Genomic DNA, 17,182 nt, shown 5'->3' with positions numbered 1-17,182 from the left:
CGCTCGCGCACATCAAAGTAGGGATTGGGCACAAACACCCCGGATACTTCCGGGGCGCTGAGGATGCGTTCAAGACTGGCTTTGGGATCTGTTACGGAGCGCAGATACTCCCCCAGCTCCCAGTAGCCGCCGGCTGGTATTGCATTGCTCAGGGAATGCACTCGCTTGCGGGCTAGGATGGCATACAACAGCAGTTCGCTGGCACCACTGGACCAAATTTCGGTGGCGGCACGCAGGCAGGCCATGCCGGAGTAGATCCGCGGGAGAATGCGGTCGCGCCAGGAGCGCTTTAGAATGGCGCGGTACTTTTGATTGGTAACCGGGTGGGGTTTGATAAAGGCTCCGGCGGCCACTGCAGCGCGCAGCATTTCCAGGTCCATGGCGCCGGCCGCCATCAGGTTGCTGCCGGGCAGCAGGGCCACTTTACTGGGAAGCTCTGTTTGATAGCTGTGCAACAGGTATTTGTCGGGTGCGGCTTTGGCCACTGGGGCCCAGTCATGTCTGGTATTGCATTGATCCGCCTGCCGATATCGCGCCAGTGCCTGTTCGATCTTGGTGGGGGTCAAAATGATGCCCCCTAGCCCCGCCATACATTCGGTCACGGTGAAGGCGCCACCGTCGCCGTGATAGCGCAGGTCGTATTCCAGTGGTATCCGGTGCTTTTCCGCCAGTGTCGCGGCGAGCTTTAGCAGCGGTACCGATTTTTCATCCCGCCAGGTAACAAAACCCGTGCGGTGCACCCGTGTCGCCGGGTCCCAGGGGGTTTCGCGCATCAGCCGGTCTCCCGGTCTGCTTGTGTGAGCGCCCGGGCAATACGCTGGTCCAGGGTGTCGATCAGGTGCGCGGTCAGTTCCTGCTGCGCTTCCTGCAGGTCTTTCACGGCGCTGCGGTACAAGCCGGAGAGGTCCCTCACCCGCTCTTCCAGTAAGTTCAGACGTTGTTCCTGTGTCACGGTCAGCTCCAGGTGGTGTTGCGGCTGGTGGCTTGGGAGGTGGTTTTGCTGGTGTTGCGGCTGGTGGTTTTAGTGGTGCTTTGGCTGGTGTTCCAGTTGGTGGTGGTGCTGCGGCTGGTATTCCAATTGGTGGTATAGGTGGTGGTGTAACTGGTGGTTTTGTTGGTCAGCCGGGAATCCGGTTCACCGGGGACATGCTCGTAATTCGTTATCCATTCGGTGGTGTAGCTGGTGACTCTGCTGGTGCTTTTGCCGGTGCTCCAGGCGGTAGTGGTGCTGCGACTGGTATTCCAGCTGGTGGTATAGCTGGTTCCATAGGCGGTGCCATAGCTGGTATTGAAAGTGGTGTTGTAGGCGGTAGTGAAGGTCCATACCCAGGGCCTGGTCCAAACCCCGGCGCGCCGCACCCAGACTTCTTTTACCTGTTGCCAGCCGCCGGCGTGGCGGGCACGGATGTCGACCGGATCCCGCCAGTTGCCCAGACGCACCTTGACGCTCACCGGCGCTGCTCCATGAATCCGCAAAATGTCACACCAGGAACCATACATCGCCGTCCTTGCCGCCCGTGGGCTGGCTGCTGCTCACGGTGACCTTGGGCAGGTTTTGGATATCGTCGATGGAGGGTTTGTTTTCCGGGTGATAGACCTCTTTGCCCTGGACTTTCACGCTGTTGCCGCTCAGTGTTGCCGCGGTCAGCGCCTTTTCGGTGGTGATATTGCCGCTCGCATGGAACACCATGTAAACCCCGGTGACGTTGCCCAGAATCAGGTCGCCATTGGCCGCGCCGTACCAGAGCCATTCGTATTCGGCGCCGTGCCACTGCAGTTTGATGCCGGGCACTTCTTCGCCGGCCTGATCCGAGTCCGCCTTGATGGTAAGGGTGGCGCTGCCAATACCGCCGTCCAGAATAAAATCCCCATCCACCCGGGCGTTTTGGATGGTGAAGGTGTAACTGGAGATGGGCAGCCAGCCGCCGTTGTAACGCAGATAGCCCTCTCCGTCCTGGGGCGCTTCCAGCGGCACTTGAAGATCATTGGCGACCTGGAAGTTGGTGCGGTACTCAAGACCTGTGCCGTCCTGGCGTATCCGCACATAGCGGCCACCGGAGTTGGAAAAATCCGGCAGCTGGGAGATACCCGCGGTGCGCAGCTGCTGGCTCACATTGCCGTCAAAGGCGGTGACAAAGTCGATACTCCAGCCACTCACCCAGTAGGCGGCCGCGGTTTGGGCGCCGGCGACAAACAGCTCGCGCATCTTGATCGACGGGTTGGACCAGACGGTGTTCAGGTCCCCGAGCCAGACCACAGGGTGGTCGTCGGGCCCATCCCCGAACCGCACCGGCAAAATCTGCGCGGGGTTTTCGCCATCCAGCACATGGGCCTGCATGTCGTGCCAGCGCTGTTGTGCGGCATCGGTCTTGCCTGAAACCATCAGCGAGAGGGAGTGGGCTTTCTGGTTCTGGTCCGTGCCCTCCAGGATCACGTCGAGGATCATGCGGAAGTGGATGTTCTTCCAGGTCTGGGGAAAGCGGATGGCGATGGCGCCGGTAAAAGCTCCGGAGTATTTATTGGCGGCGCCCCGGGGCATGACCACCTGGGTACCGGCGGCGGTCTCGTGGTGCAGACCGCCCTTGCCGCTGCGGTTGTAGCGCGCATCGGCGATATCGATGTCCGGCACCTGGTCGGGGCCCAGCCCGACATCGCGCTCGGCGGCGCTGCCCAGCACCACGCCGATGGCGAGCTGCAGCGAGCGGGAGAACACCACCCAGACGCCGGTTTCGCGGTCCTGATCAAAATCCCCGCCGGAGACGTGGGTGGCGGCGCAGACAAAACTGTCATCGCCGTAGTTCACCAGATCCCCCACCCCAAAACCCTGCCCCGCATCCCAGTTGCCGCGGGGATTGATCCCGGTGGTGAGGAGGTTGCGCACGCTGGTGGCCAGCATAAACAGTTCGATCAGTCCGTCCTTGAGTTTGCCGTCGTCCCGCAGCAGTGCCCGCAGCGCGTCTTGTGTGGACGACAGGGCACTGGCGATGCCCGACAGTTCATTGTCGAGACTGACCGGGTCGGCACGATTCAGGTCGCTAAAATTGGTGTCGGGCCGGTAGGGTTGCTGCTGGGACATGGCGGGCTCCGTTAATAGCGGATGTTTAACGCCTGCAACGCGGCCTCGGCGCCGTTGGCCGGTGCGCGCCCGCCGGCGTTGCCGGCACTGGAGGTGAGCGGGGCCGGATCCTTTTTGGGCGGCGGCTGGCTGACGCTCATGCTGCTGATGGTGTCGTACAGGTTTTCGATCTGGGGCAGCCAACTGGAGGGATCACCGCTCTGGGTGATGCGGGCGATTCGGGCGGAGATCAGTTTTTCCTTCTGCGGCCAGTCCACATCGCTGGCGGCAGTCTGAGCGGCCCAGGCGTCGATGTCCTGCACGGCTTTTTGCACGGTCTGCTGCTGTTGTGCCTGCCGGTGCTCGGATTCCCGTTGCTGTGTCTGGCGGTGCTTCTGGTCCGCTTCCAGGCGCCGCGCTTTGGCCATCTCCAGCGCTGCGGCCTCGTTCAGGCCCATGTCGTTCACCTGTTTGCGCAGGTCGGGAAAGTCGCCGAGGGGATCTTCCAGTTGCAGGGGCTGGCCACTCAGCAACTGGTACTCTTTTACCTGGCGCAGCAGGATTTTGCCCGCCGCGGCAAGGTCGCCGGTTTTAAGGGCACGCCCATATTCGAACAGCTCGGCAATCTCATCCGCCGCCAGTTTTGAGTCGGTGAACATCTGCTGTACCGGTTCCAGGGTTTTTTGCAGTGCCTGGGCCTGTTGCTCGTATTCCACCGCGCGTTCATTGGCCGCCTTGACGCCGTTGGCCAATTTGCGAAAGCGGGCCTGGGACCCCTGGCTGAGGCTGGTCTGCTCTTCGGCGGTGAGTTCCAGGTCCTCTTCGGTCAGCGCCCGGTCGGTGTTGTCCGGCTCCTGATCACCGTCTGTGTCCTCCGCCCCGGGCTTTTTATCGCTCTCCTCTGCCGGCGTCGCGGTGTTTTCAGGTTCAGGGCCTTCTGCATTCTGATTTTCCCGGTCCCGGTGCTCCTTATCCTGATCGGGATCATCGGCGCTGTGCTGAGGGGTTTCCTCTGCACGCACCGGGACACTGCGCTCGATGGCTTCCAGGGCGCTCTGCGGCGCTTCCTGATTTTCCGGTTGCTGAGTTTCCGTTTGCTGTTCCGTGTCGTCATTCATTGCATGGTCTCTGTGGCTGGGGGAATTGGTGGGACAGGCGCAGGCAACTGGCCGCCGGCGGGCTCTGCGCCCTGCCCGGCGATTTCGGCCAGGTCGAACCGTTCGTCAAAACGCTTGAGGGTCTGTTCCAGTACAAACTCTGCCACGCCCGCCATGGGATGGGCGACGGCTTTCAGTTGGCCGATCTGCATCAGCTGCTGTTGCAGGATGGGCAGCAGTTGCACCCACTGCTCCCGCTCCCGTGTCTGATTGGGTTTGGCGGTGGAGCCGCCGCGGACACTGACCCGATACAGGTTGTAAATATCCTCGCGCTCCATGGTGGGCCACACGGCCCCCTGGCCGGCGATCTGGCGCACCTGTTCCGGGGTGATTTCCAACAGGAGTATTTCCGCCGCATAGCCGGCCACTTCGCTGATCCAGTCTTCCAGCGCGTCGCGGCGCTCACCCATACGGCCCTGCATGGAGGCGGCCATCAGTTCGGCTTCGGTGGCGGTTTTGGAAACCTGGGTGATATTGCGGCTGGCGTCACTGGCGCCGGACAGCATTTCGATATCCCGGTGAATGGTCGAGGTGTCAAACAAACCGGGATCCACCCGGGGGGCGGGAATTTCCTGCAGGTCGTGGGCCAGTGGCCGCTCCGGATCGCCGCCAACGCCGATCATGTCGTTGGTGCGCCGGTTTTGGATATTGTCCAGGTCTTCGTCGTCCAGCCCGCCGGCGCGGCGATAGGCGGTGGCCGGGCGCAGATCCCTCCTCAGCTCCCGGTATTTATCCCGGGTCTCGTTGTATTCCGCCTGCAGGTCCTCCAGCAGTTCCACATCGGACAGAGGCTCCGCACTGCCGTCCACCTGATTGAAGGCGAGCCCAAAAAAGGGGTACCAACGGCGCCCCTGCTTTGGCGGTGAAAACGGCGGGCGCGCCCAGCGCTCTTCTCCCAGCGCCAGGGTGTAAACTGTGTTGTCCCGCTTGCACCAGATCTCGAACACCGGGATCAGCTGCTCCTCTTCCCTGCTGTCCCGACTGCGTTCTTTGCCAGTGATGGTATGACGGCGTGCGGATTGATCCGCCTTGCGGCCGAACACTTCGGAAAACCGCTCGGGCGTAAACCACAGGCGGTGGGCTATGGCATCCGCCCGCTCGTAGTCGTCGAACTCGTTACGGGTGTCATCCAGAATCAGGATGTCTTCGGTCAGCGGCCGATCGATCACCAGTCCCTCGCTGGCCACCACCTCGACCTGGGATTGCAGGCTGTGAATCTGTTGCTGCAGCTCGGCGCGGGTGGCCTCCAGGTCGCCGGCACAGGCCGGGTCCTCCAATTCTCTCAGCAACTGTTCCACCCGTTGCAGGTTGTCCTGGGCATCCTCCAGGCGGTTTTGAATCAGGGGGTCCCGCCGGTAGTCTCTCTGGTAAACCACTTTCACCCAGCCCGCGGCGGCGGTCATGGTGGCGCGCAGCAGGGACTTGGCACGCTTTTTCAGTTTGCCTTCCTGCACCAGTTGACGGTTGAGCACCACCGCCAGGGTGGCGGCAAATTTACGCCAGGCCTGGTACATGGCACCTTCCGCCGCTTCGGCGGCATCGCAGTCGATATCGGGATCCTTGGCATAGATCTGCGGAATCAGACTGGCAAACACCGAAAACAACAGGCGGATACCCTTCCCTTCCTGCTCGCCCTTGCCTCTGCCGGACAATACCTGCCGCCAGCGCTCGACGTTTGCCTTGGTTTTTTTGTCATGAAGCTCAACAAAGCGCTCCAGGCGGGCGGACCACCGCCGGACCAGGGCTTTTTCGGACTCGTCGATGTCGGGGGGAGCCTTGTTGTACGGGTCCATGGCGTGCCTTATTACCAATCAGGCATCCAGTGTGCAGGGAATACAGTGCGGTGATGAGTTGAAAAGATCGATGGCTATGCCTGAAGATGGCGTCATACCACAGGTTGTAATCGACCTTTAATTGCACTACTATTAGACCAGTTAAAAGTACTATTCATGGCACCAATATGACTGCAATCAACATTCTGTCCGACCGGGTTATGCCTATTTCCGAGGCCAAGCGTAACCCTATGGCCCTGGCTAAAGACACTGAGGCCGGGCCCGTTGCCGTACTGAACAGGAACCGGCCGGTCATGTATTGCCTGTCCCCCGCTCTCTACGAAGAGATACTGGATCGTCTGGAGGACGCCCAACTGGCCAGGGTAGCGGAAGAGCGCCTCACCGATGGCAGCGAAGCGATACCGGTGAGCCTGGATGACCTATGACCTAAAATTCCACCCGGCGGCCTTCAAGGCATGGAAAAAGTTAGGGACCAATGTTCGCTCGCAGTTTAAAAAGAAGTTGGAGGAACGGCTCGAAAATCCCCACGTGCCAAAGGACAGGCTCTCTGGCAAAAAAGACCTCTACAAAATAAAACTCAGGGCAGCCGGTTATCGGCTTGTCTACCACGCCAACGACGTCGAAATCATTGTTACTGTCATCGCGATCGGTAAACGCGAGAAAAATCAGGTGTATTTGCAAATAGAGTGAAAGGGTACATTCGTGCGGCCTTCGATTATTTGCACCAGGATTCTCTTGGGCGGATAATGGTAAATATCATCGGTGGCCGGCGGGTACGCGGATATGCAAGGAAGTCAATGTGGTTCCCTAATCACTCTGGTCCTATTTACCGCTATTAAGCTTCTGGTATCAGGCAATGACTGATTCGGAAAACAAGTGGGGATGGACCCTCCCAGTCTCAATAATGGTCGCCGTTGGCTTATACCATCTCAATGGCGAGCAGGGCGGCTCAGAAAAGCTGCTCTATGCCGTTGGAGCGCTACTGATAGCCCTGTTCCTATTCCTTGCCACCCGGCCCTGGTTCTGGATGCTGGTATTTTATTTGGGGGCTGCGGCAAGCTTTCTGACCATGCTCGCTTTTGCTGTCCATTTCCAGATATTACCGGCCCTGGGCATGTGCGTTATGGGATTCGCCGCAGTTGTTATCGGACGCGCTATCGGTATCGTATTTTATCAAGTGGACGGACTATTTTAGCTTTCATCGCCGAAGCAATTCCCGCATAGCGATGAACGCGTTTTGGTCATTTATTCCGCGCACTTTATTCAAGCCGCCTCTCATGAAGTCAAAGGTCGCCCCCGTAGTTGACTGCTGTCCGGACGCAACATTTGCCAGGGTATTTATGCTCTTCTGCATCTCACCCTGAAGGGAGGTACGGGCGGTTGCTCCGAACCGTTTGTCCAGCTCATCGGCAAACAACATTTGAGTCTTCAGATCATCACTGAAATTTGCCCCATATTTTGCGGCCACTGTTTCCAAATCAGCGGTGGCATCCATTAAGTTGACCCGCGACTGAGTATTACTCATCAGGCGCCGCAACACCGTCCCCACTGCCTTGTCGGCATTGTCACCATAGAAATTGACTTTACTTCCACTGGCATCCTGCAGCGCGTCCAGGGCGTTCACCGTATCCGCATAGGCGGTATTGACACGATCATATTCCGGAAAGTTGTTATCCAGCGCGCTATCCAAGTCTGCGCGCAGGCTCTTCAAGATACGCTCGGTCCTACCTCCGAGACCATCTTTGCTTTTCCCATAGGTAACCTGTTCATCGATGTATCGTTTCAGCCGATGCAGGTCGTAGGCGTCCGGAGCACGCGTGTCTCTCATTCGAGCGACGATATTCCTAACTACCCGCTCGGCTGCATCGACACCCTCAATGTCGGATCCGGCAAACAGAGGCTTTAGCCGGCGATCCATTGTGACACCCATTTCCCGCAGCCTGGCAAGAAACTCGTCGACGGGAGCCCGATAGTCCACTGGTTTGCCTTTCAGCGCTTTTGCCACCGCGTCCAGTTGCCTGCCCGCATTCTGGTTGACCAGCCTGACGTGGCGCACGCGCTGCATCAGGGAGTCGCCTGCAACATCGGAGGCTCGGTTGTCCATTGAATAGCGGGCATTGTTGTGCCCGCGCTGGCGAATACCAAGCATTCGCACCATTCTCTGTCGATCTTCCGGGGATGCTCTCTTGATGGCCGACACTATCGATTTGTCGAACCCCTGCTTGATAGCGTTTTGCGCCACCCTATCCTTTTCAACCCCTCGCCAGTTATCGGAAAGTCTGTAGGGGGCAATCTCCCCGCTGGTGGAGTCGGCCTTGATTTCCTCTGCCCGCCTGGCGGCCAGATCGTTTACAGGATCTGTGGTTTTCGTTTTCGGAAGAGCTGCTGTGCGTCCACGCTTGCTCGGGTCCAGCGCACCAGAGCCCCGAACACCCGGAATCCTTACTCCCAGATACTGGGCAACCGCAGTGGGAACAGCCGATGCCACAGCTCCAGCAGCGGGGCCTCCGACCGCATTTCCAGCCTCGCCCGCCAGCTCGGTAGATTTCTGTATGGCGGCTGCAGCCGGTACGGCGGAAGTGGTCAATGTTTGCGTAGCAAGCTGCGCTCCAGCGGTTCGGGGCTGATAGGTCAGGCGTTCGGAAACACCCCGCCGCACAGCCTCAGCCGCCTCTGCGGGGTCCACGTCTGTCAGGCCCAGGGCTCGGCCGGCAGCGGTCACACCGAGGGTGCCCAGGCCGGTTAATCCGCCGGCAACCTCTCCAACTCCAGCGGAGCCAAGTGTTAAAACCGGCTCGACCAGGCCCCCGGATAATTGGCGGCTAATGTCAAACAGACCGGGCGTTTTATCGGGCACGGGAACATCCGGTTGCTGCCCCGCTGCCGTGACACTGGGCTGCGGCTCAACAGGTCGCGCTGTGGTTATGTCAAATCGTTTGCGCTGCGGATGCTGGGCGGAGTCATTCACTGGCCGGGCAGTGGACAAATCAAAGGCCATCAGATTTCCTCCACTTCTCCGTTGGGGCCGATGTAGGCGCGGTTGCCACTACCATCGATCATCAGTTGCCAGCCCTGTGCGTTGACTGGTGGGAGGGGTTGGTTAAAAGCATTTTCGCCACTGGTTGAGGGAAGCGCCTCATTCGTACTTCCAGTGCTTTGAGTACCGGAAGCTTCACCCCAAATGTCCTCAACCGGGCGCATGTCTCCACCAAGCTTTGCTCCAACAATGGCGTCAACAATGTTTAGTTTGGCCTGGGCAGCTTCGGAATGATCTTTTCTTGAAGGCAGCATTTCCATTAACAGGGCCTGATCCCGATCAGTAAAGGTACCTTCACCACTGACACGAAAAATGGATTTAAGCACCGGTGCCATTGCCGCAGCCGCACCCTCGGCAATCTGCGCTTCCGGTGTCATGGCGGGTATCCTGCCGGCAACTGGACCTGTAGTCGTATTCTGCATGGATTCGCGAAGCCCTTTTACGGCCATTTCATAGGTGGAAAGTGCGACCCTGTTTTGTGCGGCACGCTCTTCTGCCCCAATCACGGCACTGCCCGCTGCTCTGCCCATGGATTGCGCATATGCCCGGCGCTTGTCAATTTCCGCCTGCAGATCGGCGTCAGACAAAGCCTGAAGATCGCTCACAAGCGGAGCGACACCACCGTCGGCGCTTGGTCCATAGCGGGTGCCCCCCTGTGAGAATTCGCTGTATCGCACCAATTCATTAAGGTCACCCGTCTGTTGGTATTCAGCGAGTGATTCCGAAGTAAAGTCACGCGGGTTTATTTTTCCGAACCCCAGCAACTGCGGTCCTCCATGCAGTGAACCATCTGCACTATCCATCACCCCTTTGGCCAGCCCCGTCTGCAAGGCGGCTGTGTTCGCCACTTGCGCCGTGGTATCCGGCGCTTTAATCGGCTGGGCATTGAGACCGGCAAGACGGGTGCCGGCAAGGCTCTGTTGGATTGCCTGCGCCAGAGCGGATTCCAGCGGACCGGCATCGCCCCACTCCCCGGTATCCCGATAATCCGCATACTGCTGCACCTGTGACACAGTGGCGCCGGTCTGGTCCGCCACCAGAGAATGACGCAGCCCCTGGTCATGATTGAGGGCCAGGCTGTCGCGCACTTTTTGCGCCAGGGCGCTCTGGTAATCGGTTTGTGCCGCTTTCAGGCCCAGGTCGGCCTGCGCCAGATCCTGTCGAAGCAACGCCGACATCCGCGCCTCTTTCGCTGCCTCTTCCCGCGCATTGCCCTCGGCCAGTGCCCGGACGGCATTGCCGAGACCGATGCCCAGTGATGTTGAAATTGCGTAACGCATAATCCGGCCTCAGACAAAGGGTTTATATTGGCTGACGTTTTCCATCATCTGCCCGTTGTCACCGGCGATGATCATGCCGTCGGCCGCACTTCCGCTGCCACCGCGGGCCAGCATGGCCGAACCAATCGCCGACAACAGGGAACCGCCCAACACCCGCTTGGCGCCCTTGTGGTTGCCCGCCAGGGCCCGCTTGCGGGCCGCCTCGTTCCAGGCGTGCTCGGCGGCGAAACGCCCCAGGCGGGTCTGCTGTGTCTGATGCCGGCGACCCAGGGCGCCGGCCTGCATTTGATGACCGCCCAGATTGCCCATCAGCCGGGCGATATTGCGCGCATTCTCGGTGCGCAGAATTTCCCCGCGCGCGGCTTCCGCCAGGGCGGCATCACTCTGGTCGGCAGAGAAATTGAACTGTGTTTGACCGCCCTGCTTTTGCAGTGCCTGGATGGCGGCAATACGCTCTGCCTGGGCATCGTCCAGCCCGTCGCGGTAGCTGCCGGGGGTGTAATCGGTCTGCAGGTTGTCCAGAATCTCTCTCTGCTTTTCCTCCCGCAGCTGGTCGGCCTCGCGATCGTGCCGGCGCTGTATCTGCACGTTTTCCTTGATCTGTGCCTGCTGTCCCCGGTGCTGCATATAAGCGCCGGAAAGCAGCGCCGCGATGGCCGCTATCGTCATGGGTTCCATCAGGGGCCTCCTGTGATGGTGCCGTTATGACCGGCGGTGCTGTGATAGCTCTGCTCCGCCAGTTGGCGCCCTTTGTTTTCCCGCCGCAGTTCGTAGGCGCGCAGTACGTCGTCAAATAATCCGTTGATCTGCTGGCTGGTGGCGGTGGCCGAGGCGTTGGTCATGGCGTTGCCGATATCCGCCCGCAGGCTGCCGGCGCTGGCCGCATCCAGGTTGCCGGCATTCACCTGGGCGATGGCATCGTTCATGATGCTGCTCATGCGGGACTTGGCGTTGGAGCGCGCTCCGGCGGCCACACTGTCGATCTGCGCCAGCCCGCGCTGGTAGGCGTCGTCCACCTGGTACTCATATTGATCGGTGAGGTGGGAGCCCACCATGCCCTGGCGCAACAGCTGCGCCATCAGGGCGTCGGTGACGTCGTGCCGCTGGGTATTGAGGGTGTCGGTATGCACCGCCGTGACATCGTCGTAAACCCGGTCCAGGTTTTCCGACCACTGTGTATGGTTGGGGCTGTTTTCCACCGGGTTGCCCCGCGCATCCAGGCCGAAGGTCCGGTAAATGGAAGCCACCGCCTGTTGTTGACGGCGTTTCTGTTCCGCTTCCTTGCGCGCCTGCTCGCGGTTATAGCGCTTTTGCTCCTTCGAGCCGTCACTACCCAATCCCATGTTTCACCCGCCCGTAAATTTCCACGTCTTCCCCCCGGCGCCCAAAGGACCGACGCACACCCTCCCGCTCAAAACCCAGCTTGCGATACCAGCGCCCGGAAAACGGATTGGTCGATAATGCATGGCCCTCCAGGCGGTGATAACCGTTTGCCAGTGCCGTCTCCACCAGGGTCCGGCCGGCTTGCGTCACTTCCCGCAAACAGCGGCGGGGCCAGCCGGTGACTCCCAGCAGCCAGACAATGGCGACGCCCGGGTTGATGGGGCGCAGACCGCCCACACATTCGGCGACGCGCGCCTTTAACACCACCAGGCCCACAGCGCCCTCGCCTTTGATCCAGTCCTGCACCAGATCCAGGGCCAGGGCGGGGTCGTAACCGCCCTGCATGACCTCGAACTCCGCCACGTTTTGCGCACAGAGCCCATTCAGGACTTCGGCGATGTGATACTCGCTGGCCGCGGCGATCATCAGATCGGCCCCAGGTTGTGGTAATGCAGGGTGATGGCGTCGAGCTGGAAGGGTTCGTTGTGGTTGTGCCTTACCACCGGGGCAAAGCTGGATCCCATCACTTCCACCGGCAGCATCGGCCCCGGGCGGGAATCATTGCTGATGGACTGCCAGCCGGTCTGGCGATCCGGATAACGGCTATCGTATTTAATGGCGAATTCCGCCGTGCCCTGGAACACGAAATCCGCACCCCACAGCTGCTTGGTCACTCCGGGCCCTTTAAAATCGACAAACGGCATCTCGACATAGACTTCGATGCCGGTGCCCTCTTCCGTACCCGCTTTGCCGTAGTCCTTGTAAACGCCCCGGTCCACCAGCTGACTGATACGGTTGGCGGTGCGGATAAATACGGTCTGATAGGCCTCGGCCACATAATCGATGCGCTCCGGAAACAGATACTCGCTCCAGGCGCTGATCTTGCTCACCTTGCTCAGGGTGTACACATAGACCCGCGATCCCCGCACGGACACACCGGTTGCCAATGTGTAATCGTGGTCGAACCAGAACCACAACTGGCCGTATTTGCGGATATAGGCACAGCGACCCTCGCCCGGCTCCCCGGCAAACAGGTCGTCGATGGCGGTACCCACGTCGATATCGTGCACATTGTCAGTATCGGACTGCTGGGTAATGGAGCGCACGCCCTGATTGCTCAGAAAAAACAGGTCACCGGCCATGCCCGCATGACCGTAGTAATCGCGCGCGCCGCTGTAGACCAGCTTGCGAAACTGATTGGTGGTCTGGTCCGCATCCACATGCCACAGCTGGGCGTGATCATCCGTCCACACGACGATATTGTCGTGATAGGCGCCCAGTGCCTTGACCAGGTCATTGCCATCCGCCTGCACGTTCACCGGCAAGAGGCCGGCAGACAAACTGTCCGGCGTCTCCTCGGGGGTCCAGTTGCGCGGGTCGGCGCCGGCACAATAGCGCACCACGTCCCGAGAGGCCGCGTAGAGGCGCTGGCCCCGCTTCGTCACCGTGCGGGTTTTGGGGCAGTTGCCGTCCGCAATCCGGGTATCCGTTCCACCGTCGAGAAAATGGTGCTGGAACTGACCGCCGACATACTCGGCCACCACATACAACTGGCCGTTAAAATGCTCCGCATACCAGATGCGCCGAATATCCGGGGCGCCGGAAATGCTGTTCAACCCGTGGGCCCGGATACCGGCGGGAAGGCTCGGGGCCGGATGCTGAACGTCATAAAATACATGAAGATCGCCGTCCATCTGCGCGAGACCATGGGTATTTTCCGGCAGCGTGTAAGCCTCATCCAGCGCCGGCCGCTTGCGCGGCACCTTGCCGTTGGAGATATAGGCGTTGCGGAGAATGCGCAGGCGGTTGGCGTCGGCCACGAATTCCCCCTGGCGCACATCGAGACCGGCGGCCCAGCTCTTAAACGTGATCTGCGGCACGGGGCGCCCTCCCGTAGGGATCGCTTTGGATTATTTTGCGCCGGTGCACCCGTCGACCCCGAGAGCGGGACTTGACCTGCAGCAGCTCGCTTTCCAGCTGGGCACCATACCGATCCGCGTCCGGCTGCCGGTAATGCAGTTTTGCGTTGTAGAGCGCATGTAAAAAGATCAGATTGTCATTGAGGCTGGCCCGGTCGCCCTCCCCCTCGAAGCGGTCCGGCTTGCGCACATAGCGGATGCGCAGAGGGTAGGTTCTGTCGGCTTGTGGATGCAGCTCCAACTGATCGGCCATTTCCCACCGGCAGGGCCGGTCCAGGGTGTTCAGTGGGTCGCGGTGCTGCCAGTCGATACCGCGCGCCAACGGCAACCACTCGACGCCGTCGTACACCGCGACCGACAGCACCCGTTCCGGATCGCAGTCCTGCGGGTATTCCAGCAGCCTTTGGCCATAACCCACAGTCTTGTCGGCAAACCGGATCAGGTGATGCCAGTCCACCTGCTCCCACAACTGCTGCTGCGCATCGTAGAGAAAGGAATTCAGGATAGGGGCATTGACCGAGCTGGCACCCGCCTGGCCGCCAAAGCCGAGCCGCGCCGACAGCTGTTGGCGCAGCTTTTCCAGGGTGCGGTATTGTCGGGCCATGACCTGCCGCTTCCGCTACCAGTCCCTGGCCGGAAACTCGCCCTGTCCTTGAACATCCTCCGGTTGCTCCCCCGGTTCCCCTTCCGTCAGGTCCCCCGTATCCTCCTCATCTGCACTTGTCTGCGCCTCCTCCCCGGCAAACTGGCGGCGCCGATCCAGGCGTTCGCGCCTGACGCTTTTTTTCTTCGCGGCCAATGCCGATAAATGTCGCTGCCGGCGTGCGGCCCGTTGCCTATTTTCCGCCTCCTCTTTTTCCGACAGTATTTCATCGTCCCGGTCCAGCATGGAAAGCACCGAATCGATGGAGCGGTCCAGGCAACCGGGCGCTATCTGCCCGTAGACTTTGACAAACACCTCCTCACCGTAGCGGCGGATCAGGCGTTCTATCTCCGCCTGCTCGTCGTAATCGGTCAGCACCGGCTCGCCATCGGCATCGACCACCAGTTCCTGCACATCACAGCGGTGCACATAGGCCAGTACCGGGATTTCATGGGCGGGATAGGTGTTGACGATCTTTTCGGCCGGATCGCGCACCAGCAGGCACTTTGCAGCGGGTATTTCTTTCAGCATGATTAATTGCTCCGTCGGTCATTCTTACGCCAAAGCCAGCACCGCATTGCAGCGCGCGCGGTTCATCGTCAGCGCACCCTTCCAGGTCAGTGCCCAGTAGGTGACATACTTGTCGTGGGGCCGCGGCGGCTTGCGGCTGATGCGGTCCTGTCCCTGCATGGGGCGCAACCGAATACTCTTCAGGTTCAGCAGGTAACAGCGCTTGGACCAGTGGGTGAGCGGCGCCACCGAGCCATCGAAGTTGTCATCGAACTGCGGCACCCAGGTGATGGGCACACCGTTGAACTGCAGATCCGTCGCCGGATCGATGGTGGCGCGGCCGGTACCCGTCCGCACAAAGCGCTCAATCTCCGCCTTCGCCTCCATACGGAACGCCTGGATCCAATCCCAGCCGGCAAAAATATGCGTCGGCGCCTGGCCGCCAAAACGAATGCAGTTTTTCCACTCCTCCTCCAGCGCCGGAATAATGTCACCACCACCCGCCAGTGCCGTGGCGGTGTTATTGCGCCACCAAAGCTCCGTCGCCCGGTCGATACCGCCGACAGTACCCGTGGAGGGATCCAGTGGAACCAGATAATCGATACCCGCCAGATCATCGGCACTGCCGGAGCCGTCCAGCCAGCAGACACGGTCAAACGCATCCTCCCAGCCCTCGTCCAGCGCCACCATCTGCTCGTCCAGCAGATTGGACAGCTGAATCGCCTCGGCGCGAGTCACATTGCCGCCCTGGCCGTTGTCATCGATCTTGATGCCGTGCTGCGCCAGGCGGTCCTCGTCCAGATACAAGCCATCGTGCGCGGAGCGCCACGGAAACTTGGCCTGATCCAGGGTCTGCCGGCGGTTATAGGTCACCTGCTGTTCGCCGCGGTAAAATTGGAAGTTGGATTGATAGGCCACGCGAAGCTGCTCGACCACATACTCCTTCGCGCCCGGGAAGGACTTCTTCTTTGGCATCAACGCCTTCAGCAGCGGGCGGTCCTGCTTGATCTGATCTTCAGGTGAATTCTTGAGATGAAAATCCAGGACCGCCTTGCCGGCGTCCTGAATCTCCTGGGGAGTAAAAGGCATAACGGTGCTCTCCACATAAGTGACAAACGTGCTTGCATTGGCGAGATGCGAAACGCCGTTTGCAGTGGCGAGCTGCAGTTCTGCCGAGTCGGGGCGCGGACCCGGATACACACGCAATAGGAGAAAAATATCAGGAAGGATTTGCGGTGATGAGTTTCAATGTGATCACTTTTCTGTCTACTTTAGTTTCGCCGCCGACAGTGCCGTTCCTGCTCCACCGCATGCTCCGCAAACTGGGTCAGCCAGTCCATGCTGCCGTGCTTTGGCTTGGGCTTGCCCCTTTGTGAAGAGCGGGCCGCGATCATATCGCCCACCTGGCGGCCGGCCAGACCACAGGTATCCACAGCGTCGTCAAAGCGGCCGGCGGGGAATTTTACCAACTGGTCCTGTACATGCCGGACCCAGGGACCGTGCAAGCGACTCCGCCTGCTGGGGAAATACACCTTGCCCCGCCGGCACAGGGCGCGGAAGCCGGCGACATTCGCCTCCTTGTCACCGATATGGGGCATCCACTTAAAAAACAGCTGCGACTTTCGGTCTAACTTTTCCCGCTTGATGGCGCCCCGGGAAGCGTGGGCGATCACCCCCTTCTCCGCATGCCAGCGCTGTACCCGCCAGTCCTCCGCCATATCGAACAGTGTGCCCACCCACTCGTCCAGATCGATCTGGCAGGTCCACCAGTCCACCGCGTAGAGATTAAAGGCCTGATCCACGCCCCAGACCGAAAGCTCCGTCATATCGGGATCTTCACCCTCGTCCGGTGTGGCCACAGCCCCATCGTGAAAGCCGTAATACACCAGGCGTCTGGGCAGCACATCGTACTCGGCGAAATCCGAGTAGGAAAATAGAGCGCCCTCCCCCGGTGTCGGATCCTGTTGGTATAAAGCGTTCCAGTCCCTGGGGAGTATGGCGTTGCGGGTTTCCCTCAAATAAGTGGCCGGGAACCGCTGGGACCAAAGCACCTCACCGATCTCGCGGCCCAGGGGATCCGCTGCGGCCTGCTCCCGGGTTTCGATCAGCGCGGGCAGCATCAGGACCTCCCAGCCCTCCTGCCACGCCTGCAGCAGATAACCGGCGGGATCATCCTCCGCCCAGCGGGTGTGCATCACAATCACCGCCGTATCCTTGTGCATTCGGGTGCGGACGGCACCACTCAGATTGTCCCGGATGCTGGACATGATCGCCTTGGACTCCACCTCCTGGCGATTGCGGATAGGGTCATCCAGGATGATCAGGTCCGCCGGGTTGCCGGTGACACCGCCGGCCAGACCCTGGGCCAGATAGCCGCCCCCCGCGGTGGTGGCATAGCGGGTCAT

19 protein-coding genes are annotated in these 17,182 nt (G+C 60.4%); 3 read left to right on the top strand and 16 right to left on the bottom strand.

Going from position 1 to position 17,182, the window contains the following annotated elements:
* The 6 genes from ABVT36_RS17455 to ABVT36_RS17430 form a co-directional block, all read right to left on the bottom strand.
* A partial coding sequence (locus ABVT36_RS17455) for a hypothetical protein (protein ID WP_368457697.1) occupies positions 1-773 on the bottom strand: 773 nt, incomplete at its 3' end.
* The gene (locus ABVT36_RS17450) at positions 773-952 is read right to left on the bottom strand and encodes a hypothetical protein (protein ID WP_368457696.1); all 180 of its coding nucleotides are present in this window, start codon (positions 950-952) and stop codon (positions 773-775) included. The genes ABVT36_RS17455 and ABVT36_RS17450, both read right to left, overlap by 1 nt.
* 2 nt (positions 953-954) lie before the next feature.
* Positions 955-1,476 carry a hypothetical protein gene (locus ABVT36_RS17445; protein WP_368457695.1) on the bottom strand — a complete coding sequence of 174 codons (522 nt, stop codon included), beginning with the start codon at positions 1,474-1,476 and terminating at the stop codon, positions 955-957.
* Between the two features lie 4 nt (positions 1,477-1,480).
* Positions 1,481-3,076, bottom strand: coding sequence for a hypothetical protein (locus ABVT36_RS17440; RefSeq protein WP_368457694.1), 1,596 nt, complete (start codon positions 3,074-3,076; stop codon positions 1,481-1,483).
* A gap of 11 nt (positions 3,077-3,087) precedes the next feature.
* Entirely contained in the window at positions 3,088-4,173 is a 1,086-nt protein-coding gene (locus tag ABVT36_RS17435) for a hypothetical protein (protein ID WP_368457693.1), read from the bottom strand.
* Positions 4,170-6,005, bottom strand: a complete 1,836-nt coding sequence (locus tag ABVT36_RS17430; protein ID WP_368457692.1) for a hypothetical protein — start codon at positions 6,003-6,005, stop codon at positions 4,170-4,172. Before ABVT36_RS17430 ends, ABVT36_RS17435 begins: the two co-directional genes overlap by 4 nt.
* Before the next feature lie 167 nt (positions 6,006-6,172).
* Between ABVT36_RS17430 and ABVT36_RS17425 the strand changes: the two genes are divergently transcribed.
* The 3 genes from ABVT36_RS17425 (at position 6,173) to ABVT36_RS17415 (ending at position 7,200) form a co-directional block, all read left to right on the top strand.
* Entirely contained in the window at positions 6,173-6,430 is a 258-nt protein-coding gene (locus ABVT36_RS17425; protein WP_367152692.1) for a type II toxin-antitoxin system Phd/YefM family antitoxin, read from the top strand.
* On the top strand, positions 6,420-6,695 hold the full coding sequence (locus tag ABVT36_RS17420) for a type II toxin-antitoxin system RelE/ParE family toxin (protein ID WP_368457691.1): 276 nt from the start codon (positions 6,420-6,422) through the stop codon (positions 6,693-6,695). The genes ABVT36_RS17425 and ABVT36_RS17420 overlap by 11 nt, the downstream gene beginning before the upstream one ends.
* A 166-nt stretch (positions 6,696-6,861) precedes the next feature.
* Positions 6,862-7,200, top strand: coding sequence for a hypothetical protein (locus ABVT36_RS17415; protein ID WP_367152695.1), 339 nt, complete (start codon positions 6,862-6,864; stop codon positions 7,198-7,200).
* Positions 7,201-7,203: 3 nt separating this feature from the next.
* On the opposite strand, the gene ABVT36_RS17410 is transcribed toward ABVT36_RS17415, so the two are convergent.
* The 10 genes from ABVT36_RS17410 to ABVT36_RS17365 form a co-directional block, all read right to left on the bottom strand.
* The gene (locus ABVT36_RS17410) at positions 7,204-9,003 is read right to left on the bottom strand and encodes a hypothetical protein (protein WP_368457690.1); all 1,800 of its coding nucleotides are present in this window, start codon (positions 9,001-9,003) and stop codon (positions 7,204-7,206) included.
* Positions 9,003-10,322, bottom strand: a complete 1,320-nt coding sequence (locus ABVT36_RS17405; protein WP_368457689.1) for a hypothetical protein — start codon at positions 10,320-10,322, stop codon at positions 9,003-9,005. The genes ABVT36_RS17410 and ABVT36_RS17405 overlap by 1 nt, the downstream gene beginning before the upstream one ends.
* 9 nt (positions 10,323-10,331) lie before the next feature.
* The gene (locus ABVT36_RS17400) at positions 10,332-11,000 is read right to left on the bottom strand and encodes a hypothetical protein (RefSeq protein WP_368457688.1); all 669 of its coding nucleotides are present in this window, start codon (positions 10,998-11,000) and stop codon (positions 10,332-10,334) included.
* Positions 11,000-11,665: a hypothetical protein gene (locus ABVT36_RS17395; RefSeq protein ID WP_368457687.1), complete on the bottom strand. Its 666-nt coding sequence runs from the start codon at positions 11,663-11,665 to the stop codon at positions 11,000-11,002. The genes ABVT36_RS17400 and ABVT36_RS17395 overlap by 1 nt, the downstream gene beginning before the upstream one ends.
* A complete protein-coding gene (locus ABVT36_RS17390; RefSeq protein ID WP_368457686.1) occupies positions 11,652-12,131 on the bottom strand; it encodes a hypothetical protein in 480 nt (159 codons plus the stop codon). The genes ABVT36_RS17395 and ABVT36_RS17390 overlap by 14 nt, the downstream gene beginning before the upstream one ends.
* A complete protein-coding gene (locus ABVT36_RS17385) occupies positions 12,131-13,585 on the bottom strand; it encodes a hypothetical protein (protein ID WP_368457685.1) in 1,455 nt (484 codons plus the stop codon). Before ABVT36_RS17385 ends, ABVT36_RS17390 begins: the two co-directional genes overlap by 1 nt.
* Positions 13,566-14,228, bottom strand: coding sequence for a hypothetical protein (locus tag ABVT36_RS17380; protein WP_368457684.1), 663 nt, complete (start codon positions 14,226-14,228; stop codon positions 13,566-13,568). Before ABVT36_RS17380 ends, ABVT36_RS17385 begins: the two co-directional genes overlap by 20 nt.
* A 15-nt stretch (positions 14,229-14,243) precedes the next feature.
* Entirely contained in the window at positions 14,244-14,798 is a 555-nt protein-coding gene (locus tag ABVT36_RS17375) for a hypothetical protein (RefSeq protein ID WP_368457683.1), read from the bottom strand.
* Positions 14,799-14,822: 24 nt separating this feature from the next.
* Positions 14,823-15,866: a phage major capsid protein gene (locus ABVT36_RS17370; protein WP_367152148.1), complete on the bottom strand. Its 1,044-nt coding sequence runs from the start codon at positions 15,864-15,866 to the stop codon at positions 14,823-14,825.
* A 182-nt stretch (positions 15,867-16,048) separates the two neighbouring features.
* On the bottom strand, positions 16,049-17,182 hold a 1,134-nt coding region (locus ABVT36_RS17365; protein ID WP_368457682.1), incomplete at its 5' end, for a hypothetical protein.

Origin of the sequence: Microbulbifer sp. TYP-18 (genome assembly GCF_040932045.1) — a bacterium.
Lineage (GTDB): Bacteria > Pseudomonadota > Gammaproteobacteria > Pseudomonadales > Cellvibrionaceae > Microbulbifer.
Note: the sequence above shows the minus strand (reverse complement) of the source record. Positions and strands in the feature narration are given on the sequence as shown.